Source organism: Pseudoalteromonas sp. MIP2626 (assembly GCF_013414205.1).
Lineage (GTDB): Bacteria > Pseudomonadota > Gammaproteobacteria > Enterobacterales > Alteromonadaceae > Pseudoalteromonas > Pseudoalteromonas nigrifaciens.
This window is the reverse complement of record NZ_JAATTW010000053.1, coordinates 1-22,606: the sequence shown is the minus strand read 5'-3', so window position 1 is coordinate 22,606 and position 22,606 is coordinate 1. Positions and strand designations below refer to the sequence as shown.

21 protein-coding genes are annotated in these 22,606 nt (G+C 40.1%); 10 read left to right on the top strand and 11 right to left on the bottom strand.

The window, feature by feature from the left end; genetic code table 11:
- Nucleotides 1-208: 208 nt before the first annotated feature.
- On the top strand, nucleotides 209-1,948 hold the full coding sequence (locus HC000_RS15735; protein WP_179808125.1) for a SulP family inorganic anion transporter: 1,740 nt from the start codon (nucleotides 209-211) through the stop codon (nucleotides 1,946-1,948).
- Nucleotides 1,949-2,011: 63 nt separating this feature from the next.
- On the opposite strand, the gene HC000_RS15730 is transcribed toward HC000_RS15735, so the two are convergent.
- Entirely contained in the window at nucleotides 2,012-2,722 is a 711-nt protein-coding gene (locus HC000_RS15730; protein WP_179808124.1) for a VC0807 family protein, read from the bottom strand.
- A gap of 174 nt (nucleotides 2,723-2,896) precedes the next feature.
- Entirely contained in the window at nucleotides 2,897-3,799 is a 903-nt protein-coding gene (locus tag HC000_RS15725; RefSeq protein WP_011329109.1) for a LysR family transcriptional regulator, read from the bottom strand.
- Between the two features lie 101 nt (nucleotides 3,800-3,900).
- Between HC000_RS15725 and HC000_RS15720 the strand changes: the two genes are divergently transcribed.
- The 3 genes from HC000_RS15720 to HC000_RS15710 all read left to right on the top strand — a co-directional run bounded on the left by HC000_RS15720 (nucleotide 3,901) and on the right by HC000_RS15710 (nucleotide 5,789).
- Nucleotides 3,901-4,239, top strand: coding sequence for an SMR family transporter (locus tag HC000_RS15720; RefSeq protein ID WP_011329110.1), 339 nt, complete (start codon nucleotides 3,901-3,903; stop codon nucleotides 4,237-4,239).
- Nucleotides 4,236-4,562: an SMR family transporter gene (locus tag HC000_RS15715; RefSeq protein ID WP_011329111.1), complete on the top strand. Its 327-nt coding sequence runs from the start codon at nucleotides 4,236-4,238 to the stop codon at nucleotides 4,560-4,562. Before HC000_RS15720 ends, HC000_RS15715 begins: the two co-directional genes overlap by 4 nt.
- A 249-nt stretch (nucleotides 4,563-4,811) precedes the next feature.
- Nucleotides 4,812-5,789, top strand: coding sequence for a GGDEF domain-containing protein (locus HC000_RS15710; RefSeq protein ID WP_179808123.1), 978 nt, complete (start codon nucleotides 4,812-4,814; stop codon nucleotides 5,787-5,789).
- A 392-nt stretch (nucleotides 5,790-6,181) separates the two neighbouring features.
- Here the strand turns inward: HC000_RS15710 and HC000_RS15705 are convergent, their stop codons facing one another.
- The gene (locus tag HC000_RS15705) at nucleotides 6,182-6,520 is read right to left on the bottom strand and encodes a YajD family HNH nuclease (RefSeq protein ID WP_086997751.1); all 339 of its coding nucleotides are present in this window, start codon (nucleotides 6,518-6,520) and stop codon (nucleotides 6,182-6,184) included.
- A gap of 366 nt (nucleotides 6,521-6,886) precedes the next feature.
- Between HC000_RS15705 and HC000_RS15700 the strand changes: the two genes are divergently transcribed.
- A complete protein-coding gene (locus HC000_RS15700; protein WP_179808122.1) occupies nucleotides 6,887-7,195 on the top strand; it encodes a hypothetical protein in 309 nt (102 codons plus the stop codon).
- Nucleotides 7,196-7,247: 52 nt separating this feature from the next.
- Here the strand turns inward: HC000_RS15700 and HC000_RS15695 are convergent, their stop codons facing one another.
- Nucleotides 7,248-7,862 (bottom strand): ACP phosphodiesterase, encoded by a 615-nt coding sequence (locus HC000_RS15695; RefSeq protein WP_011329116.1) that lies wholly within the window; start codon nucleotides 7,860-7,862, stop codon nucleotides 7,248-7,250.
- Nucleotides 7,863-8,380: 518 nt separating this feature from the next.
- On the opposite strand from HC000_RS15695, the gene HC000_RS15690 reads away from it, so the two are divergent.
- Nucleotides 8,381-8,752, top strand: coding sequence for a hypothetical protein (locus tag HC000_RS15690; RefSeq protein WP_086994464.1), 372 nt, complete (start codon nucleotides 8,381-8,383; stop codon nucleotides 8,750-8,752).
- Nucleotides 8,753-8,878: 126 nt separating this feature from the next.
- Here HC000_RS15690 and HC000_RS15685 read toward each other — a convergent pair whose 3' ends face one another.
- The gene (locus HC000_RS15685; RefSeq protein ID WP_179808121.1) at nucleotides 8,879-9,853 is read right to left on the bottom strand and encodes a transposase; all 975 of its coding nucleotides are present in this window, start codon (nucleotides 9,851-9,853) and stop codon (nucleotides 8,879-8,881) included.
- A 152-nt stretch (nucleotides 9,854-10,005) separates the two neighbouring features.
- Complete coding sequence (locus HC000_RS15680) at nucleotides 10,006-10,332, bottom strand: metal-dependent hydrolase (protein WP_257025576.1); 327 nt, start codon at nucleotides 10,330-10,332, stop codon at nucleotides 10,006-10,008.
- A gap of 240 nt (nucleotides 10,333-10,572) precedes the next feature.
- Here HC000_RS15680 and HC000_RS15675 point away from each other — a divergent pair, with 240 nt between their 5' ends.
- A complete protein-coding gene (locus tag HC000_RS15675) occupies nucleotides 10,573-10,947 on the top strand; it encodes a hypothetical protein (protein ID WP_179808120.1) in 375 nt (124 codons plus the stop codon).
- Between the two features lie 61 nt (nucleotides 10,948-11,008).
- Here the strand turns inward: HC000_RS15675 and HC000_RS15670 are convergent, their stop codons facing one another.
- A complete protein-coding gene (locus HC000_RS15670; RefSeq protein WP_179808119.1) occupies nucleotides 11,009-12,424 on the bottom strand; it encodes an ankyrin repeat domain-containing protein in 1,416 nt (471 codons plus the stop codon).
- Nucleotides 12,425-12,986: 562 nt separating this feature from the next.
- On the opposite strand from HC000_RS15670, the gene HC000_RS15665 reads away from it, so the two are divergent.
- A complete protein-coding gene (locus HC000_RS15665; protein ID WP_179808118.1) occupies nucleotides 12,987-13,229 on the top strand; it encodes a DUF4235 domain-containing protein in 243 nt (80 codons plus the stop codon).
- A gap of 531 nt (nucleotides 13,230-13,760) precedes the next feature.
- Here the strand turns inward: HC000_RS15665 and gcvP are convergent.
- The 4 genes from gcvP to HC000_RS15645 form a co-directional block, all read right to left on the bottom strand.
- Nucleotides 13,761-16,652, bottom strand: a complete 2,892-nt coding sequence (gene gcvP / locus HC000_RS15660; RefSeq protein WP_179808117.1) for an aminomethyl-transferring glycine dehydrogenase — start codon at nucleotides 16,650-16,652, stop codon at nucleotides 13,761-13,763.
- A 164-nt stretch (nucleotides 16,653-16,816) separates the two neighbouring features.
- Nucleotides 16,817-17,206: a glycine cleavage system protein GcvH gene (gene gcvH / locus HC000_RS15655; protein WP_011329122.1), complete on the bottom strand. Its 390-nt coding sequence runs from the start codon at nucleotides 17,204-17,206 to the stop codon at nucleotides 16,817-16,819.
- Nucleotides 17,207-17,265: 59 nt separating this feature from the next.
- A complete protein-coding gene (gcvT, locus tag HC000_RS15650) occupies nucleotides 17,266-18,348 on the bottom strand; it encodes a glycine cleavage system aminomethyltransferase GcvT (RefSeq protein ID WP_011329123.1) in 1,083 nt (360 codons plus the stop codon).
- A gap of 157 nt (nucleotides 18,349-18,505) precedes the next feature.
- Nucleotides 18,506-19,105 carry a hypothetical protein gene (locus tag HC000_RS15645; RefSeq protein WP_179808116.1) on the bottom strand — a complete coding sequence of 200 codons (600 nt, stop codon included), beginning with the start codon at nucleotides 19,103-19,105 and terminating at the stop codon, nucleotides 18,506-18,508.
- 127 nt (nucleotides 19,106-19,232) lie between these two features.
- Here HC000_RS15645 and HC000_RS15640 point away from each other — a divergent pair, with 127 nt between their 5' ends.
- The gene (locus tag HC000_RS15640) at nucleotides 19,233-20,078 is read left to right on the top strand and encodes a LysR family transcriptional regulator (protein ID WP_011329125.1); all 846 of its coding nucleotides are present in this window, start codon (nucleotides 19,233-19,235) and stop codon (nucleotides 20,076-20,078) included.
- 173 nt (nucleotides 20,079-20,251) lie between these two features.
- Nucleotides 20,252-22,408 (top strand): TonB-dependent receptor, encoded by a 2,157-nt coding sequence (locus HC000_RS15635; RefSeq protein WP_179808115.1) that lies wholly within the window; start codon nucleotides 20,252-20,254, stop codon nucleotides 22,406-22,408.
- The last annotated feature ends 198 nt before the right edge of the window (nucleotides 22,409-22,606 follow it).

The following is a 22,606-nucleotide window of genomic DNA, read 5'->3' as shown; positions in this document are numbered from 1 at the left end:
AATAGGCCACAACTTCTGTTGTAGCCTATTATGAAGCCTCTGAAAGATCGTTCAATTAGCTTAAACGATCTGCATTAGCTTTTATGCAGGCTTTTTTATGCCTATACAAAAGTAGCTTTATATTGCATAAAAAACCCTCTCCCTAGCTATACTTATCTTAATATAAAACTTAATATCAAAGAGCAATTACTATTAATAAGGAAAGGTAGTGCTGTCGCGTTTATATAATTTTATGCCGGGTTTAAATACTTTACTTCATTATGAACGACAATGGTTTGCTGATGATTTAAGAGCGGCATTATCGGTTGCCGCCGTAGCGCTACCCGTTGCTATTGCTTATGCACAGTTAACCGGCGTTAATGCTGCAGTAGGGCTGTATTCTTGCATACTACCTATGATGCTATATGCGCTTTTTGGCACCTCAAAACAATTAATAGTTGGCCCCGATGCCGCAACCTGTGCGGTTATAGCTGCAGTAGTAACCCCGCTTGCCGCAGGCGACAGCTTTAAACATTGGCAACTTGTTGTCACCATGACCGCTATGACTGGATTTTGGTGTTTTATAGCCAGTAAATTTAAATTAGGCGTATTAGCAGACTTTTTATCTAAACCTATTTTAATGGGTTTATTAAACGGCGTAGCCATTACTATTATTGTGGGTCAATTTTCTAAAGTATTTGGTTTTACCTTTGATGAAAGATACCTACTTGAACGCCTAGGTGGTGTACCTACTTATTTATCACAAACCCATATTCCCACTTTATTAATGGCCTTATTTACTGTGGTTATTTACTTTGTTATGAAGCGACTAAAGCCTACGTGGCCGGCATCAATGTTTGCTATTACCTTGGGCGCAATATCAGTGTGGCTTTTTAATTTAGAGCAATTTAATATTAAAACCATAGGCACAGTAACCGGTGGGCTGCCGGTATTTAACACCCCTGTATTTGATATTGGTATTATTCGTGAACTAGTTGTACCGGCACTTAACTTAGCCATAGTGAGCTTTGTAAGTATGATGCTAACAGCGCGTAGTTTTGCCGCAAAAAATGGCTACGACATAGATGCCGATAAAGAATTTAGAGCCCTAGGTATTGCCAATTTCGCCTCTGCGTTGTCGCAAGGCTTTGCCGTAAGTGGCGCCGACTCTCGCACCGCGGTTAACGACGCTAATGGCGGTAAAACGCAATTAGTGTCGATTATAGCCGCCACTATTATTGCTATAATTGCTATTTTTTTAACCGCCCCGCTAGAGTTTATACCTAGTGCAGCACTCGGTGTGGTACTTATTATTGCCTCTGTGCATTTGTTAGATTTAAAAGCGGTATGGCAACTAAAGTTTAAAGATAAACAGGCCTTTTACCTTGCCTTAGCCACCTTGTTTGCAGTGCTGTTTATTGGTGTTATTCCGGGGATTACACTTGCTGTATTACTGGGTTTGTTTCAATTTATTCGCACCGTAATGCGCCCTACCGACAACATATTAGGCGTAGATATAAAAGGCGTGGTAAGAAGCTTAGACGCCACCGATAAGGCCAAATCCGTGCAAGGGGTGTTTATTTACCGCTTTAATTCGCCATTAACTTACTTTAATGCCAGTTACTTTAAACGCAGGTTACTTGAGCAATACGCAAAACAAAAAGACGACACCCAATGCGTTATTATTGATGCCGTACCTTGCTTTACCCATTTAGATTTAAGCGTTATGGCCATGCTTGCCGATTTAAACGTTATATTTAAAAAGCGCGGCATTAGCCTTGAGCTAGCCGGCAGAAAACGCCAGCTATTATCCTGGTTTGAAATTGCCGGAATGGTATCGGGTAAAAATGGTATTTATGTTCACTCCGATCTCTATGTTGCGCTACAAAAAAATAGCGTAAGCCAGCCTACCGACGAAGTCGCCTTATTTGAAGCTCATACCAATGAGGCAAAACCCGAGCCGCTATAAACACAAAAAGGCTTACAACACATAGTTGTAAGCCTTTTTATACTAAAAACTTAGTAACTTAAATTACTGTGAATGAACCATTTGTTCAAACTTCATGCCGGTTAATTTAGTAATTACTTTAATCACATAAAAGAAAATACCAATCATTGCCAACATAGACGGAATAGCAATTATAGGGTAACTGAGCAAGGTCATTTCGCCAAGTTGCTCGTTAAACTCAACCGTACCCGCAGGGCTGGTCACTATCCACTTAGCAAGTACGTAATTCATGGTTGATGAAAAAGCAAAAGTAAGCGCTAAAATATAATTAGCCTTGGTAATTTGCTGTTTAAAACGCTGGGTATTACCGCGCGCATCTAACGTATCGTAAATTACATCTAACTTAAATAAAATCGAGTTTAACAGCACTTTTGCCAGTAATGGCTTACCAAAAAAGCCCGACATTAAAACAGTAAGGCCAATAATACCCGGTATAGCCGCTTCTTTTATTGCCAACCATTCTACATTAAGCTCAAACAGCGCTATACCACCCGTTAATAAAGTACTTAAAAAACCTAATAATGAAATAAAATTTAACGAGCGTGCTTTAATAAAATCATAAATACCGTAACCCACAGGAAATATAAGCGCGACAATTAACCCTACAACAGTTCCTAAATACTCAGGCCCCGAAAACTTCATTAAAATAATTGAAGGCACTATAATATTAAAAACGACCTCAAATAATGGATTGTTTTTTTTACCTTTACTGTTACTTTGACCACTGGTTGTCATTCGTTACTTCCATTAATATATTATTGCTAAGACGAAAAGAGCACCTCTTCGCTACTGCCAAAGGCTATAATACTCGCAATACCTTCGCCATTCTAGCTTGTCGTTTTTGTATTGATTAAAAAGCTGAAAGAGAGCTATTATTTTTTGTGTATAAGTACACAAACAGCCCACTTATTAGGCCGGCAAACTCATATCAATACCAGGTAAAGCCACCATCTGATCGCTAATAAGGCGGCGAATGTCACGAATTATTGGCTGCTCGTTTTCAACTACTTGCTGCGATATAGCCACATAACCATGCCACGAAACATTATAACCATGAGCAATGCGCGCCACTTCTTGTGGTTGAAATCCTTTTAATAACGGCTCTGGCACATAACCCCAACCTAGCTTGTCGCGTATTGCATCTCTAATTAACTCAAAGCTACTTAACGCAATATCGTAACGCTCAGATACATTAGTTTGAATGTCACTTTGGCTTAAATCTAAATAAGCAATTTGCGGCACACTGGCTAAGTCTTCATTACTTACATAGCGCATTTGCGTTAACGGATGATCTTTGGCAATAACCATATGCAATGCCACCCAGCCCAAAACCTGTAAAGGTAGCTGAGTATTTGCATACAAGCTCTGATCCAAACAGCAAGCTAAGTCCATAAAGCCCTCTTCAACCATTTGTTGCAACGCATTTGCACTGGCATAGTGCATTTCTAACGATATACCTGGGTAGCGCTTGCGAATACTGCGAATAATTTCGCGCCAAAAGGCTTCGGGTAAAGCATCATCACGGCCAATAACTAAGCGGTGTGGCAGTTGCTCGTCATCGTGCAGGCAGCGGTGCTTAATACTCTCAGCAAGGTTAATTAAGCGAATGCTATCGTCAATTATTTTTTCACCCGCGGGGGCTAATTGCATACTATTACCAGTGCGAATAAATAGCGCAGTACCCAACTGATCCTCTAGCGTCGATAGCGCCATACTCATAGTGCTACGATTAACCGACAAGCGCGCTGCCGCCTTAGCAATAGAGCCGGTTTGTGCAATCATCACAAAGTACTGTAACGACTCTAATTTCATCAAGCCCCCTTAGTGTCAATTATTTTGACTCTGAGCAATTATAGTATAAAAATAATAAGCAGTATTATACGCACAATGTTTTAGTATTAAGAGCAGGAAAAATGCATTGGATATATTTAATAATAGCTGTAACTCTTGAGGTTATAGGTACAACAGTAATGAAGTGGCTGGTAAACGAAGACCAGTTACTATTAGGTAGCTTATTTGTAACTTTAATGGTTGGCTTAGCTTATCTTGCTCTTAGCCAAGCCACCAGCAAAATTCCTATCGCACTTGCTAACGCCTTCTGGGAAGGTTTGGGGATGATATTAATTGCATCTGTGTCATTTGTATTTTTAGGCGAAGCTATTTCTATTGGCCAAATGTTTGCGCTTTTATTAGCTATTATCGGCATTGTTATAATTAACAGCGGCCACGCTATGCAAGAGCAAAAACAATGACAGTATATTGGCTTTATATTCTTGGCTCAGTAATTTTTGACATTGCCGCCAACGTATTTTTAGAAATGTCGCACGGATTTAAACATAAACGCTTTGGCATACTTGCCATTGTTTTTATTATGGCCGCGTTTGCCTTACTCACCCTCGCTGTGCAAGGCATCCCACTGTTTATTGCCTACGCCACGTGGGGAGCTCTTTCAATTAGCGGTACTGCGCTGGCAACTTGGTTGTTGTTTGGTCATAAATTAAACTGGGTTGTTTGTTTTGGTTTAGCAGTACTTATTTTATCTATTGTGACAATGCAATTAGTTGGCCCCGCGTAAATACCTCTTATTAAAAACTAGCTAAAGTGCTCTGCAGTTCAAGCTAGTTTTTCCTGCTGTTTTGCCTTAGTTAACTTTAGGCTAAACTTCTAACTTAGTTGACTATTTTATAGCGCAACGCTATAACTTGTAACACGTTGCGCTGTGCCAACCTACAAAGTAGTAAATAAAAACTTAAAAGCGCACCGCTTGCTTAAGCTATCACTAGTTTAGGTTTGGCATTATTATACTTATTACCTTGAGGCATTTATGTTCAAGCAACTACAAGAAAAACATCAGCTTTCTATTCTGCTTATACTCAGTATTGTGTCAGTATTTGGTATTACGCCATTTATTATTATTCGTTTTATAGAAAATAACATAGTCGCAGCGCTAATTGACTTAGCCATTGTAAGCGGTATTTTAACCTTAGTCGGTTATGCCCATTACACTAAAAAGCCGCGTGTTATTAGCGCCGTTATTGCATTGCTTGTTAATATTGGCGTTATTGCCATTATAATTACCAACGGCATTAACAGTATGCTATGGGTTTATCCGGTAGTAGCCGTTACGTTTTTTTTAGTTAAACCAATAGAAGCGCTCATACTCACCCTTAGCAATGTGGCAATTATTGCGAGCATACCTAATTTATTCGATGTTATGCCACTAAACTCTTACTTTACAACCAACTTAATGCTAGCTGCCTGTGCTTTTGTATATGCCTCTTTTGGCAACAAGCAGCTTGCTTTACTTGCAGAACTAAACAGTACCGATCCTTTAACCGGCGCATTAAATCGCCGTGCGCTTAACGATGATACACTAGCCGCCATTTCGCGAGCAGAGCGTTATAACAGCACTTATTTATTAGCGTTTTTAGACTTAGACTTTTTCAAAAAGGTAAACGACGAATTCGGCCACGCCGAAGGAGACAGAGTACTAAAGCAGTTAGTGTCAATTACCAATTCACATATAAGAGAATCAGATAAGCTATACCGCTTTGGTGGCGAAGAGTTTGTGCTAATAATTCCCGAAATCCCGCCCCAAGAGCAAGTTAGCTTTATAAACAAGCTACGCGAAACAATAAAAAACGAGTTAAAAACACCTGCGGGTAACTCAGTTACTGTATCTTTTGGTGTTGCAGCTTGGGTACCGGGCACCACAGTTGCTAGCTGGTTTAAACGCGCCGACGATGCTATGTATCAAGCAAAAAAACAAGGCCGCGACTGCGCCGTATTTAGTAACGATTAGGTTCTGCTGACCTTTGCGGATTAAAATTCGTTCAAACTAGGGGCGAGTTAATCACGGCGCGAGGTTTGTAACCTAGTGGGCTCGACAACTGCTCCTGCGTTATTCTACTGGCTTACATCCATGTAAGAATAAGCAAAAACCGAGCAAAGCTTTTGCATCCTGCTCACGCCCCTAACAAAGAGTTAATTGCCCCTAAGAACCCTTCGGGCAGCGCATGTTTGGTATTGATTCTACGTTATCGCCTATTTATGGGGAATAACCACACCACATAGGCTCTGCCTTGCCTAAATACCAAACACACTGTTGCAAATTTAACCTTGAAAGATAAACAGACCCTAAAGCTTTGAAATAAGTAAGCTAAACTAACCACTTGGCCAAAATGGCTTTACCCATTATTTATCTTTGTTTAGCAGCGCCTTTAAGTCGGCAAACGGGTTATGTGTAGCCGCCACCACTTTTTGCTCTGTAGTGCCGCCGTACAACACATATTCGTGATATTTATTATGCTCATTATCATGGCAATAAATACACAATAACTCCCAGTTACTACCATCATCAGGGTTATTATTATGGTCATGATCAATATGATGCACCGTTAACTCTCGTAAATTAGAATACTCAAACTCACGTGCACAGCGCCCACATACCCAAGGGTACAATCTTAACGCTTTAATTCGATAACCTTCTTCTTGCTGCTGATAAGCCTGCATACCACTCGTGGTTTTACTCATTAACTTATTACTACCGTCTTTTTACAATAAGCCCAGATTAGCCTTTAAAAACCACTTTGAACAGCGCCTTTTATTTTAACCACCGAGCTTTGGTTAAGATATTTACTAACACATTGAATAATAATAATGATGTTTAAACTTATTTTCTCTAGCCAGAGATTTTCAGTGAAAATAAGGCGAATTTACGCGTTAATGGCTGGCCTATTGCAAATAAATTCAACGCAGTTAGCGCTGAAAATAGCTGCTTGAGATAAATTTATTATCCAGAGTTTAGGTTAACTATCCTCAAAGTTGTTGCTCACCTAAAAGCTTGGGTATAATGAGCACTTATGGCTGTATTTGTTAGCCTACAACTTGGATAAAACAATGAAAAAACTCTCTGCAGTGCAAATAAAACAGCAAGCGCTTGTCCTTAATATTGCCGATACACTCGAAAAACAAGGCCTAGCAGAGCTCCCTGGTATGCTGCAATGCTGGTTTGACGTTCAATATCACTTATTCCCTGGCTCCTTACTACTGTGCTTTCAATTTGACAACGAGCAAGCCTTAGCTGCAGCAAAACCAGAGTTATTAAAATGGCAAAAGCGCTTAAGCGCAGCCATGCTAAAAAAAGGCGTTGTTTTAAAAGATATGCGTAAACATTTAGTATTTACATTAGAAGCACCCGATTGCTAAATCAGGTTTATTACCGAGGATAAAAAGTAGATTCGGGGATTAAATCCCCCGACTATAAAGTATAAAACCCACGGATGTTTTTAGCGTTTTCAAGATTAAACTGATTTACATGCGTAATCAGCTCAGGGAAAAATGCTAAAAATACAACATTCAATTCATCATAATGCTTTGCTATATCATCAACAGCACCAGCAAAGGTATTAGTAAAGCGAATGCGCTTGGCTATATTATCAAGTGCTAGCCCTACCCCATCAAGGGTTTCGTACTCTTTAAACCAATCGTTGTCGGTCATGTGTTTTACAACGTGCTGCATTCGCGGCGGCATTACAGGCATACGCTTATGCAAAAGCGCAAAGCTAGTTTGTTTAAAGTCGTTTAATGGCTGTAGATTATATTTTTGCCAATGCATAATTAAAAAGTGATCAAACACCACATCAATAGCCACCCCTGCAAAACGCTTACGCTTAGGTGAAAAATACTGTTTAGCCTCTTTAACTATAGGATGAGAGTCAGTAAATTTATCCACTAAATAGTGATTATCGAGCGCATTCTTTACCGTTATAGGTATCTGGTTTAAATGCCGTTGACCACCAAAGTCGCCCAGTAAATTACCAAAGTGCGAATCGGCCGTAGGCTGTGCTAAATAAAGATGAGCTAAATAATTCAACGTGTTCTCGGGTTTGGTTAATACCTTTTAGATAATAACGCAGTTGTAGATGAAATTCATATAAAGGAAAAGTGAAAGGCTTTAAGCTTCAAGGGAATGATATTTTAGTTCGTGATTTTTTCACCAATAAAACACAGACTCCTGCGCTCCCCATAAAAAAGACAACACAAACCTGCTCCCCACCCAATTACAATTATGTTTGATTAATTCAGTAAAGAGTCAGCCCTATTTTGCTATCAATGTTGCTGTATTTTTTCGGTACTGCATGAGTCATAAAACGCCTTGCTTAACCTTAACTATTAAACCTGAACTCTGGTTAAGAGATTTACTAACGTATTGAATTATATTTAATTTTATTTACTCTAGCCAAAGGCTTTCAGTGAAAACAAGGCGAATTTACGCGTCAATAGCTGGCCTATTGCAAGTAAATTCAACGCAGTTAGCGCTGAAAATAGCTGCTTGAGATAAGTTTATTATCCGAAGCTCAGGTTATTAAGCTCACAGAGGCACAACACGTTATGACAACTACTTTTTTAAGCCAATTACAGCAAGTCGCACTGCAACAAGCCCTTATCAGCACCAAGCTTTTAAACAGCTACACATTAAAGAGCAATAACGCACCATCGCCCAAGCAACAAGCCTATAGCTTAATTGCTGTCGCGCTATACCGCTTTAATCTACAAAAAATAAAATGGTCATCTTTTTTAAAAACAGCCATAAATACAGCAAACAACACATGCCAATGGTTAGCCACCGAACTTGTCAGGTGCCAACAAGACTATAAAGCCCAACCTCATGACGCTGTAATTAGCGAACAAAGTGCATTCATTAGTGGTATTTTTAGCGAAGAACTCACTTATATTGATAGTTTACTGGGGGCTGAAGCGTAAGCTCTTAAGTTTATTTAAGCAATTATGTGAACTGTCGGATGGCACGGCTGTGTGTGGGTTTGGGGTCATGTGGGTTTGGGGTCATGGGTTTGGGGTCTGGGTTTGGGGTCAGGTCTGGGTTTGGGGTCAAATCTTGACTTCACACATCAAGCTATCTCGCAGTTTTTCGAACTGTAAGTTGACCTTATCATCTTCAATTATTAACTTATTTAGCCTACATACCGTTTGAGATATGGCTGAATAATGTTGAACATTAAAAATAACGGCTAACGCTTTTAAATTTTGCCCAGTTAAATCTTGGCATAATTTAATAGCAAACATACGTGGCAAGTTTTTCTCTTTTCGCCCTTTTTTAACCGTTACAATATCATGTGTATCTATACAAAAATATTTAGCTAAGTAATCAATTACATCATCCGTTGAGCGTTTTTTAATAACAATACTTCTTTCGCTATCTGGTATTGCTATATACCCCTTTATTTTTTCTATAAATGCGTCACAACCCAAAACTGAAAGTAACTTTTTAGCGCCATAAAACGTACTTACCTCTTTATTATTTTCATATTCAACAAACTGTTTGTACGCAGCATATTTACGATTTTTTCCTTGAAGCGAAAATATAAAGTCTCGAACTAGCCATTTTGGCGTCGCTGTTTTTTTGATGAAAGCTGAATAGCTAGACCATTTATAGTCAATAAGTACATCTACTAACGGTGTACTTGTTTCTATTGGGTTACGATGTATATAACGGCTAACATGTAGTAAGTAATTATCAGCATCCACCAGCACAGCCTTATAGCGACCTCTAAACAGTGCACCATCTGTATTATGTGCTCTATTAAAATATTGTGTATAGAGGCCATTAATATGCTTCATGGCTCTGCCTAAATTTGCATCTGGGGTTTTTATTAGTAGGTGGTAATGATTGGTCATTAAACAATACGAATGCACTTCAATATTAAAACGAAGGCTTGCTTGCTCAATGCAGTATAAAAAATGCTTAAAATCGTCATCACTCAAAAAGGTATTTTCACGCCCTCTTCCGCGATTCATCACATGATAAAACGCATTTTTATACTCTATTCGCAGTGGTCTAGACATAATAATAAACTCAATGAGCAATAAACTATAAATCTAGACCATTGATGTATGAAGTCAAGATTTGACCCCTTTGGTTTTGAAAAATCTATAAAGCGGGTTCGTACGGCGAGCTTAAAAATAGTATTGCGGTTAATGGCGGCGGCGGCGGTTACCTATCCAACGAAATACAATAATGAATGGGTACTCAGCACTAAAAAAATAGCGACAGACCAGCGCGTTAGCGGCACACCTTTGGCCCAATTCATTTTAACTAAAAGCCAGGCAAACAAGGGACTAAGTAATAGCTGCACAACAAAAGAATGGCTAAAACTGCGATGTTGCACAAAGTTTTCAACATCGCCACCAAAGTTAATTAACACATCTAAATCAGGCAAAGTGCCAATGGCCGCCCCAACTAATAACGACTTACGACCCAGTTTAGTGCCCAAAGTTGCGTAGGCAACAGCACTACCAAGCACAACCTGTGTAAGTGAATCCAATGAAAGCCCCTTTTAAAATCGTTAATACATTTACAGTGTACTACTTCAAACCTTTTGTCGATCTTAATGAGCACTTAGTTTAACGCTCGATTAGCAACACGCAATTACAATTGTATTTTGCTAATTCAGTAAACAGTCAGGCCTATTTTGCTATCACTGTTGCTGCATTTTATAGGTGCTGCATGAGCCATGAAACGTCTTGCTAAATCCTAACTATTTTATAGAGGCCACTAACACGTTATGACCACGACTTTTTTAAGTAAATCACAACAAGTCGCACTGCAACAAGCGCTTATCAGCAGCAAGCTTCTAAACAATCACACCTTAAAAAGTGATGTATCACCCTCGATTGAGCAACACGCGTATAGCCATATTGCCGTTACGCTTTTGCGTTTCAATTTACACAAAATAACGTGGTCATCTTTTTTAAAAACAGCAATAAGCACCGCAACCGATGAATGCCCATGGTTATCAAGCGAACTTGTCAGATGCCAACAAGATTACAAGGCCCACCCTAATGACGCAGTAACCGTTGAACAAAGTGCATTTTTTAATGGTATTTTTAGCGAAGAACTCGCTTATATTGATGCCTTACTCGGGACTGAAACAGAGTAAGGCGTCAATACAAATAATTAAAAGCCCAAATCTAATAGCCTTAATTGATCATTGATAATGCTTAGTAACTAGCCTGCTCTTTCAGCCATTTCAAGTAAGTTTTGTATATTCTTACTTTTTCATTTTGGCTACCGTAGGTTTTTACTGCGTCATCAATATATTTAGCATAAATATTTTCAACCGTTGCTTGTATAGCTATGGGGTATTTAGAAATACCATGACTAATTAAAAACTTAATATATGGATTTTCATAAAGGGAGTAATAGGTAACTATACCTTTTTTACTTTCATAAGGGTTAAGTGCTTTTATTAAAGCAATTTCAATAGAGACTGTATTAGCCTTTTTAAAATCGGCTCCATGCTTTAGTAATAACTCCGCCATATCAATATTTCCCACCTCAACTGCGAGTGCCAAAGGTGTATATCCAGTATATGAGGTTCCATTAATATCCACCCCTTCGGCTAAAAGTGGACCAAGATACTCTTTGTAACCCATTACCGCCACATAATGTAATAAGTTATATCGACCTCTTTTTTCTGTTATGTTTTCATTTCTTTTTAATTGATGACTGATCAGAGAAAGATTTATATCTTCGCCGGTTGCCACATTTATTTGTGGGTGTGTTATCAAGCTGAGCATCTGATCAAAAGGCAAGTTTGCATATTTACTTCTAGCGTAACCATTGCTAATTGGGCTTATTAATTCTTTTATCTCTAAATCAAATAAATTGGTAATGAATTTAACTTTTTTAAAATCTGTTTTAAGTAATATTAAAGCACTTATTACATTAGTTTTCGAGGGGGTAAAAAAGCTTTGCGCTTTATCTTGGTCACTCAAATAACCATGCTCTAAAACTGGTTCAGGCATCTGAAGTTCTTTTAATAAATTAAAGTTTGCCTTTTCATAAATAGTCATAAGCTCTGTAAATTCAGCCCAATTACTATCTTTCACAGATTTTATAAAATCATAATGATTATTTGGCTGTAATCCTCTTGCACTTAACTCTTGATAAGCATTTTTTGTAGTATTTTTTATCAAGATATCTGTATCATTTTTTATTTCATTAGTTGTTTTATTATTCTCTTCGACAGTACTTTTTATGCTTGTAATCTTCTCGTCAATACCTAATAAACTTTTTTGTATAGTTTCTAATGCAGGGAATTTAGATGCTAATATGCCATTTTTCTTACCTGACTGTTGAGTATATACAGCACAAGTTATTATCAAAATACCAATTAAATACAGACTAAAAATAATTGGATATTTCCAATTATCAGTTATCTCTTTTATTTTTTCACTTAATCTGGATTTTTCTTGTACAAAAATAAATAGTGTTCCAACTACTATAAACGCGACTCCGACCTTGATGCCAAATTTTGCTAAGGGCAAAAAAAGATCTTGAAATATTCCAGCAATAGCACTGATAGCTACTATAGGTAGAAAGAGTGATTTTAGTTTTTCATAGGCACTTTTCATGCACAATTCCTTATTAATTTATTATTTATTCCACTGCCTAATGCTAACGAGTTACTCTAACTTCATTAATATTACAATCTGCTAATAGCAAACCTTGCACTGTAGTGTCTTATTGTTGAACCTTATTTTAATATACACTAACTCTGATGAAATTCAGAGAGTTAGGCCTTGCTTTTTGTCAAGGCCAAATACCAACCTCACGCTTAATCCCCTTCCCCCGTCACTACGCCCTGAAAATAAGCAATTGGTGAGTAATTCATTTCATAGCAGGGTTTTTGTTTTCCTCTTAAGTCTTAAGTATCTATATACATGTAGGTAAAAAATAAAATAGTGACTTCGCTATGAGCGAAAAGCACAGCTTTGAAAAAGTAGCCATGGATAGACGAACTGGGGGCAAGGATGAAAGGACCTAAATCGTCACCCATTAAATTTAAGTAATCAAGATGGTTCTCTTCGGATCTAAGACCTCAAGGTCTATCGGTATATAAATTGCTGGTATCAATGTTAGTACTCAAAGAGTTATCTATAAAACTTCTGCCACAATTAAATAATCGAGGACAATATGAGTAATAAACAACTAATTACGACTATAGGTATAGGCCTAGCTGCTGCATCTGCAGGTATGTTAACAAGGAAAACTTTACAAAAATCGTGGGAAAAAGTTACTAACGAACCAGCCCCCAAAGACAAGCCAAGTGAGAATACAGATCTCAAGGAAGCGGTTACGTGGGCAGTGGTCTCAGGCATCGGTGCTGGTGTAGCAAGAATGGCCGTACAGTATGTATTAAATAAGCGCCAATCCTAATAAATAGGTCAGAATTAATACCTTTTATTTTATATAAAGTAAAAACGCGGTGTCAGGTCTTGTGTATTAACAAGACCTGACACCAACCTCATGTGTGAAAATAAGCAATTGATGGGTAATATCGCGCATGGAAGTGCGATAAGGCGAAGATAAGCCGTGGATGGCCTATCTTCGTCGTTTACGTTCACATCAATTGTGGTTTGAAGGATTAAACGTGATGCTCTGCTGGAAAACATTCGCGGCTAAAGCCATCTCCTACAACAATACTTAACCTCTGTGTAGCGAAACGCCTCTGTTATCTCTGTGGTGAAATTCACTTGTCGCCCTAAAGAACGAACTACAAACAATTCATATTTATGCACTTGGGAGCTGGTAATAACATTTGAGAATCGTTGGGTTTCGTTGCACTCTACCCAACCTACGTTCATATAATTAATGGCTTATAAGCACGCACAAAAAAACCGTTACATTGCTGCAACGGCTTTTAAAATTTTATAAATTCCCAATCTTTAATTAGGAATTTTTTAAAATTTAATCACGGTATGTCTCTACCGCTGGGCATGAACAAATCAGGTTACGGTCGCCGTATACGTCGTCAATACGTGTTACGGTTGGCCAGAACTTGTTTTTAGCCACGCTTGGCACTGGGAATGCTGCGTAAAAACGGTCGTATGCACGGTCCCATTCGTTACCTAACACGTCGCCTTGGGTGTGCGGTGCAAACACTAACGGGTTGTTTTCGATTGACCATTCGCCAGAGATTACTTTGTCGATTTCGCTCTTAATTGACACCATTGCTTCGATGAAGCGGTCGATCTCAACCTTAGACTCAGACTCGGTAGGCTCTATCATTAACGTGCCCGCTACTGGGAACGACATAGTAGGTGAATGGAAGCCGTAGTCTTGTAGGCGTTTAGCTACGTCCATTTCAGTAATACCCGACAACTCTTTAAGCGGACGCAAGTCAACAATACATTCGTGCGCAACACGGTTGTTACGGCCACGGTATAAAATTGGAAAGTGCTTGCTTAGCTCATGCGTTAAGTAGTTAGCATTTACAATTGCCATTTCAGTGGCTTGTTTTAAGCCCTCTGAGCCCATCATGGTAATGTAAGCCCACGAAATAGGTAAAATAGACGCTGAACCATATGGCGCTGCCGATACCGCTCCATTACCTTCGTTAGTACCTGGTACGTTAATAATGCTGTGGTTAGGCATAAATGGCGCAAGGTGCGATTTAACACCAATTGGGCCAACACCTGGGCCACCGCCACCGTGTGGAATACAAAAGGTTTTATGCAAGTTTAAGTGCGATACGTCTGAGCCAATAAAGCCTGGGCTAGTTACGCCAACTTGCGCGTTCATGTTTGCGCCGTCCATGTAAACTTGGCCGCCGTGCTGATGAATAATATCGCAAATTTCACGAATTGTTTCTTCGTATACGCCGTGTGTAGATGGGTAAGTGATCATAATACACGATAAGTTTTCGGCTACCGCTTCTGCTTTCGCTTTAAGATCGGCCATGTCTACGTTACCGTTTTTATCACAATCAACCACCACAATTTTCATGCTGGCCATTTGTGCCGACGCTGGGTTAGTACCATGCGCCGAGCTTGGAATTAAACATACGTTACGGTGAGCGTCGCCGCGTGACTCGTGGTATTTACGAATGGCAATTAAGCCTGCGTATTCACCTTGAGCACCTGAGTTAGGTTGCAATGAAACCGCATCGTAACCGGTAATGTTTACCAACCAATCATGCAGTTCGCCCATCATAATTTGATAGCCTTGTGCTTGATCTAGCGGGCAAAATGGGTGCAAGTTTGAAAATTCAGGCCAGGTAATTGGGATCATCTCAGCAGTCGCGTTTAGTTTCATGGTACATGAACCTAACGAGATCATTGAGTGATTAAGCGCTAAATCTTTGTTTTCTAGGCGCTTAATATAACGCAGCATTTCAGTTTCGCTGTGGTACGAATTAAAGTTAGGGTGCGTTAATACTTCGTCATCACGCTCTAAGCTTGCTGGAATTGACGTGCTGCCATTGTTTTCAATATCGGCTGCAATTGCATCAACACTTAGGCCATGGCCTTCGCCTAATACAATATCAAATAACTGCGCTACGTCTGCACGTGTGGTGGTTTCTGATACGGCAATTGAGTATTCGCCATCGCGGTTAGTAGCAAAGTTAACACCGCTTGCTAGTGCACGCGCAATAACGTCGGCTTTGCTATCGCTTACTACCGTTAGGGTATCAAACCAGGTGTTGTGTTTAAGGCTCACGCCTTTAGCTTGTAAGCCTGCAGCTAAAATATCGGCAAAGCGATGAATACGCTGAGCAATAGTTTTTAAGCCTTGTGGGCCATGGTACACAGCGTAAAACGCTGCCATGTTGGCAAGTAATACTTGCGCGGTACAAATGTTTGAGTTGGCTTTGTCGCGGCGAATGTGTTGCTCACGCGTTTGCATTGCCATACGCAGTGCATCGTTACCTAAACGGTCTTTAGATACGCCAATAATACGACCTGGTAATGAACGTTTGTACGCGTCACGTGTTGCAAAAAATGCAGCATGTGGGCCACCGTAACCCATAGGTACACCAAAACGCTGCGCCGAACCTAATACTACGTCTGCGCCTAATTTACCCGGTGCTTTTAATAGTAATAAACTCATAATGTCGGCAGCAACACAGGCAATTGCCTTTTTGCTTTGTACGCCAGCAATTAGGTCGGTAATGTCTACCACTTCACCAGTTGTTGATGGGTATTGAAATAACGCGCCAAAAATCTCATGGTTAACAGCGTCGGCTGCTTTGCCAACAATTATTTCAAAACCAAACTGCTCGGCGCGGGTGCTTACTACGTCAATTGTTTGTGTGTGTACGTCGTCGGCAATAAAAAATGCATTGGCTTTTTTCGCTTTAGATACACGTTTTGCAAGGCCCATAGCCTCTGCTGCAGCGGTTGATTCGTCAAGTAACGATGCACTTGCTAAATCTAGGCCGGTTAAATCTAGGGTCATAGTTTGAAAGTTAAGTAACGACTCTAAACGCCCTTGCGCTATCTCTGGCTGATATGGAGTGTACGCAGTATACCAACCTGGGTTTTCTAGTACGTTACGTAAAATTACGTGCGGTACATGTGTTGGGTGGTAGCCTTGGCCAATATACGATTTGAAAACTTTATTTTTGCTTGCTACTGATTTTAAGTAGCTTAGTGTTTCAACTTCGGTGCGGCTTTCGCCCACGGTTAAAGGCTGCTCAAGGCGAATACCTGCAGGTACAGTTTGACCGATCAGCTCTTCAACACTCGATACTTCAAGCGCGCTAAGCATATCGCTTACTTGCGCTGGGCTTGGCCCAATATGGCGGCGAATAAAATCTTGCGTTTGCTCTAACTGCTCAAGAGATTTGGCGTTTGACATGTGTCCAGATTCCTATGATCCAAAAAATGTGATTATTACTAATGGGTAACCAGCAATAACTTAAAATTAATATGATTTAATAACTTACAGTGTATGGAAAGGTAAGCAGCAAAATCATAAAAGCCCCAATGTTTTAAATAATGGGGCTTTTTACTCACTAAAGATTAATCTTCGTCAATAGTGTTTGCGTAGTCTTCTGCATTTAGTAGGTTTTCAAGCTCAGACTCATCTGATGCTTTAATGCGAAATAACCAGCCGTCACCAAACGCGTCGGTGTTAACTGTTTCTGGTGCGTCTTCTAGCTCTTCGTTAATTGCAACAATTTCGCCACCAATTGGTGCGTAAATGTCTGATGCTGCTTTTACCGATTCTGCTACTGCACACTCTTCGCCTGCATCTACTTCGTCGCCTACTTCTGGAAGTTCTACGAATACCATGTCGCCAAGTAACTCTTGCGCATGTTCAGTAATACCAACAGTAAACGTACCGTCACCTTCGTTGCGAACCCACTCGTGTGAAGAGGCATACTTTAACTCGCTAGGGATATTGCTCATTTTGTTTTGTCCTTTGGTTTATATTGGGTGATAGCACCAAAATTAAATTTATTTATACTTTAAAGTATTGATTTACCGTTACGTACAAAGCCAGGCTTTACTACTTTTACGGTAACTAATTTTTTACGCATTTCTACCTGAGCGGTGTCGCCCGTTGAACGTGGTACACGTGCAAGCGCTACACTGTAACCCAGTGTTGGTGAAAAAGTGCCAGAAGTAATAACACCTTCGCCACCATCAACAATTACTTTAGAGCCACTGCGCAAGATACCTTTTTCTTCTAGCACTAGGCCTACTTGTTTATCAGTGCTTTGGTCGGCGCGTTGTTGTACTAGTACATCACGGCCAATAAAGTCACGACTTTGTGGTTCCCATGCAATAGTCCAAGCCATGTTAGCCGCTAGTGGCGATACGCTTTCGTCCATATCTAGGCCATAAAGGTTCATGCCCGCTTCTAAACGTAGCGTGTCGCGTGCGCCTAAACCTGCTGGTGCAACTCCTGCGTCTAACAGTTGTTGCCATAAATCGGCAGCTTGCTCTTTTGGCACTACAATTTCGTAACCGTCTTCGCCAGTATAACCCGTTGTGGCAATAAATAAATCACCTGTTTGCACGCCAAAAAACGGTTTCATACCCTCTATTGCTGCATTTTGCTCAGCTGTTAATAATGTGGCAGTTTTAGCTTTAGCGTTAGGGCCTTGCACTGCAATCATGCCAAATTCGTTACGCTCTGTAACGGTAACGGCAAAATCGGCTGATATTTTAGCAAGGTGAGCTAAGTCTTTTTCGCGAGTTGCTGAGTTAACAACTAGGCGATAAGAGGTGTTACTGAAAAAATAAATTATTAAGTCGTCAATTACGCCGCCTTGCTCATTTAGCATTGGGGTATATAACGCTTTACCAGGTACGGTAAGTTTAGCAACATCGTTTGCTACTAGTTTTTGTAAAAATGCTTGTGCTTGCTCGCCTTGTATATCAACAATGGTCATGTGCGATACGTCAAACATACCGGCATCGTTGCGTACTGCATTGTGCTCTTCTATTTGCGAGCCGTAGTTAATTGGCATTTCCCAGCCATGAAAATCAACCATTTTAGCGCCCGCTTCAAGGTGCTTAGCATAAAGTACTGTTTTAGAAGTCATGATATTCCTTCACTTTTAAATTAACCCAGTTATTTGGGCGTGGCCTCAATTTAATGAGGGGGAATAATATGGCCTGCATTTAACGCCTGCCAAATTGTAATTAAACACAGCCAAATATTAATACTAAGCTGTGAGCACCCAAGTTAGGGTGAATATTTTACGCTGCAGCGCCTTGAATAAGGGCAAAGCCTTGGGCTTGCATATACTCTTGCCACTTTTGCAGCTCAGGAGTTTTAGCCACCAGTACAAATTGTTGCTGGTCGTTTTTATTTATGACTGTGATAAATACGTCACCGCTTTGCGTACCGTAACATAATTGTGCATCTGAAAGACGTAAACCCGGCGTTAATTTAAAGGCTTCTACAATTGAGTCAAAGGCATTACTGCCGCTTAAAATAAAGCTTGCTAGGTCAGTACGCATAACATAATCAATGTCATAACGCAGTTGTTGCTCGTTTATAAGTGCTTGTAATTGCAGACTTGCGCAGTGCGGTAATATAAATCTAAAAGCGGTTTCGCTAAAGCAGTAAACGGCATAGCTATAATCAGAATTAAAATCGCCATCAAGGGTGCCAATTAAACCCAAACCACTGGCAGTTAACTTAGTTAAATCGTGGCCTAGTATATTACTTAAAAATACCGAGGCTTCTGTGCCGCTAAAGTCTATTACAACGTGGTTGTTGCTGGCCTGCAAAGAATTAATAACCGCGCTGTTAGCTTTGCTATGGCGGGCAAACATAATGGGGCTAAAAGTCATAACAAACACCTATCAAACTTATAATATCAAAAGTATATTGCTCCCGCTGTACAACAACAAATTGTAATTATTAATCAATTGATAAATAATGCTTATATATATGGCGATATTAATTGTGATTTTAAATATGAAAAACATTTCAACAGATAGTTTACGCACTTTTGTAATGGTAGTAGAGGCTAGCGGCTTTGCTAAAGCCGGCGATTTACTTGGCTTATCGCAACCTGCGGTTAGCCTGCAAATAAAGCGCTTAGAAGATTTGCTCGGTTATAAATTATTTAAAAAACAAGGCCAACGCCAAGTGCTTAATCAATATGGCGAGCTATTATTACCAATGGCTAAACAAATGATGCAACACAACGATGCCATTTTGCAGCTATTTACCTCAGAAAGTATTACCGGCCGAGTACGTTTGGGTATTCCAAGCGAATTTGCAGCGCGTATTTTACCCTCTATTATTGGCGACTTTGTAGCTTTATACCCTGAAGTATCGCTGGAAGTTAAATCGCGTTTAAGTAAGCATTTATTATCGCAAGAACGCCAAGATCAGTTTGATTTAGTACTGGCACTCAACGAGCAGCTCGACTCGGAGCAATTTCCTATTTTTAAGCAAGATCAGCTGGTATGGGTGGGCGACTTGTCGCTGGCACAAAACGACACTGTTACTTTGGTTACCGCTCCCGAGGGGTGTATTTACAGACGCCGAGCTATAGAGGCGCTAGAAAGGTCGGGAATAAAGTATCGTATTGTGTATAGCAACGCCGATTTAACTGGGCTTATTGCTGCGCTAAAAGAAGGCTTAGGCATTACAGTGCTGGCTAAAAGTACTGTACCAAACGAGCTAAACTATCAACTTAAAACCAAATTTTTACCATCCTTGGGTGATATTGGTATTAGCTTAGTAAAAACGGCCAGTGAGCCAGAAAATGCCGTTTTTAAACTGGCCGAATTTATAAAACTTCGCTTAGGCTAACCTGCTTTATACACATACTAGCCAACAAACCTTCATATATTAAAAGTTATATATATGAAGATTTTTAGTTATAAAAACTTACACACGTAAACGCTGAATAACATTGATTCTCATTCGTTAACGTGTTTAAATTGCGCCAATTTAGTTAATTGACCCAATTTAGGATAGTCTCAATGGCACATAAGTTTTTAGTATCTACCCTTGCAACTGCGGTTGCCTTGTCTATTAGTGCAACTGCAATGGCAAAAGATATGGGTAAGGTAGAGCGTAACTTTGAACAAATTACAGTTATAGGCTCACAACAAGCTATTAACGATATTCCGGGCTCTGCAACGTTTATTTCGGATGCTGAGCTGCAAAAATTTGAATTTACCGACATTTCTCGTGTTTTAGCCTCTGTACCTGGTGTTTACGTACAAGAAGAAGACGGCTACGGCCTGCGCCCTAATATAGGTATGCGCGGAACTGGCACTGGTCGTAACGACAAAATATCAGTAATGGAAGATGGTGTACTTGTAGCACCTGCGCCTTACTCGGCTCCTTCGGCTTATTACTTCCCTACTATGGGCCGCATGGAGTCTATTGAAGTATTAAAAGGTGCTGCATCGGTTAAATATGGTCCACGTACTACAGGCGGCGTTTTAAACTTATTATCGCGCAGCTTACCAACCGAGCCTAATAGCTCAACAGGTATGCTTGATGCTGCCTTAGGTAGCGATGGCTACTATAAAGGCCATGCTTATTTTGCCAAAGAAAAAAACAATACCGCGGGTTTAATTGAAGTATTTACCTACGGCGCAGATGGTTTTAAAGACCTGCCAGTTGGCGATGACAACACCGGCTTTGAAAAAACTGACTTACTATTAAAGTTAGGCCATACATTTGGTAAAAATGACGCGCATAACCTTGAGCTAAAAATTAAGTATTCAGACGAAACATCAGACGAAACTTACATGGGCTTAACCGATGCCGATTACCAAGCAACGCCATACCGTCGTTATGCGGCATCGCAAAATGATGAAATGAATACCCGTCACAATGCTTATCAACTTAACTATGCATATCGCTTTGGTGCAGGTTACGAACTACTTGCTACGGCATATTTAAACGACTTTCATCGTAACTGGTATAAAGCCAGTAAAGTAAGCGAAAGCTACCTTGAGCAGTACAGCGAATTTGAAGCCAACCCTACCGCACAAGGTATTGAAGGCATTGCTATAAAAGCAAATAACCGCGACTACCAAGCTAAAGGTATTCAGTCTGAGCTGCATATTCCTGCTGGCAATCACTATATAACTGTGGGTATGCGTTACCATGAAGACGAAATGGATCGCTTTCAGTGGCAAGACGAGTACACGCTTAATCAAGACTTAAGCATGACACTGACAGAGCGCGGAGTTCCGGGCTCAGACAGTAACCGCGTAGATAGTGCCACTGCACGTACTTTATTTATTCAAGACGAATGGACGCTAGATGCATTGGTGATCAGTGCTGGCCTGCGCTTCGAAGACATTACGATTACCCGTGAAGAGTGGGCAAAGTCGGATCCTACACGCAGCAATGGTTTAACTAAAAATGTGTCGAACGACACTGATATTTTAGTGCCGTCACTCGGTGCAACTTACACAGTAAACGACAACATCACTCTACTTGCTGGTATTCAACAAGGTTATGCACCAGCCGCGCCGGGTAATGCCGACCAAGAAGAAGAAAAAAGTGTAAATATTGAATTTGGTTCACGCTATAACGTAAGCGGTATTAATGGTGAAATTATTGCGTTTTATTCTGATTACGACAACATGCACGGTAATTGTACTGCCGCTGTAGGGTGTAGCGATGAGAACATTGGCGATCAATATAACTATGGTGAAGTAGCTGTTTCTGGCGTTGAATTTAGTGCAGGCCATACTTTTAACACCGATACTGTTATGTTCCCGGTTAAGCTAACTTACACCTACACAGATTCTGAATTTAAAAACACTTTTGATTCAGAAATTTGGGGCACTGTAGAAAAAGGCGACGCTATGCCTTATGTGCCAAAAAACCAAGTAGCACTCTCTATGGGTGCAGAATTATCAGCGTTTGTTGTACACAGCCAATTGCGCTATGTATCTGACTCACATGCAGATTTAACCGACTCTGGCTTAAATGCGATTAATAGCCGTGTGGTATGGGATTTAGCCGCTAAATACCGTATCGACGACAATCAAAAAGTATACTTAAGCGTTGATAACCTGTTTGATAAAACCTACATTGCTAATCGTGCTAATGGCGGTATTCAACCAGGTAAGCCTCGTACCCTACAGTTGGGCTACAGCTACTCATTCTAAGTTGAAAGCTAGTTAAACGGCTCACTAACAGCGTTAGTAATTTTTATGTAGGAAACACTACACATCTAAATTATTGCCTTGTTATTGAACCGTTTATAACAACTGCACTAAATTACGAACACATCGAGTAGGGTGAGGCTTTTGCCTCATCCCTCTCACAGAACCGTACGTACGGGCCTCGTATACGGCTCCTGTATT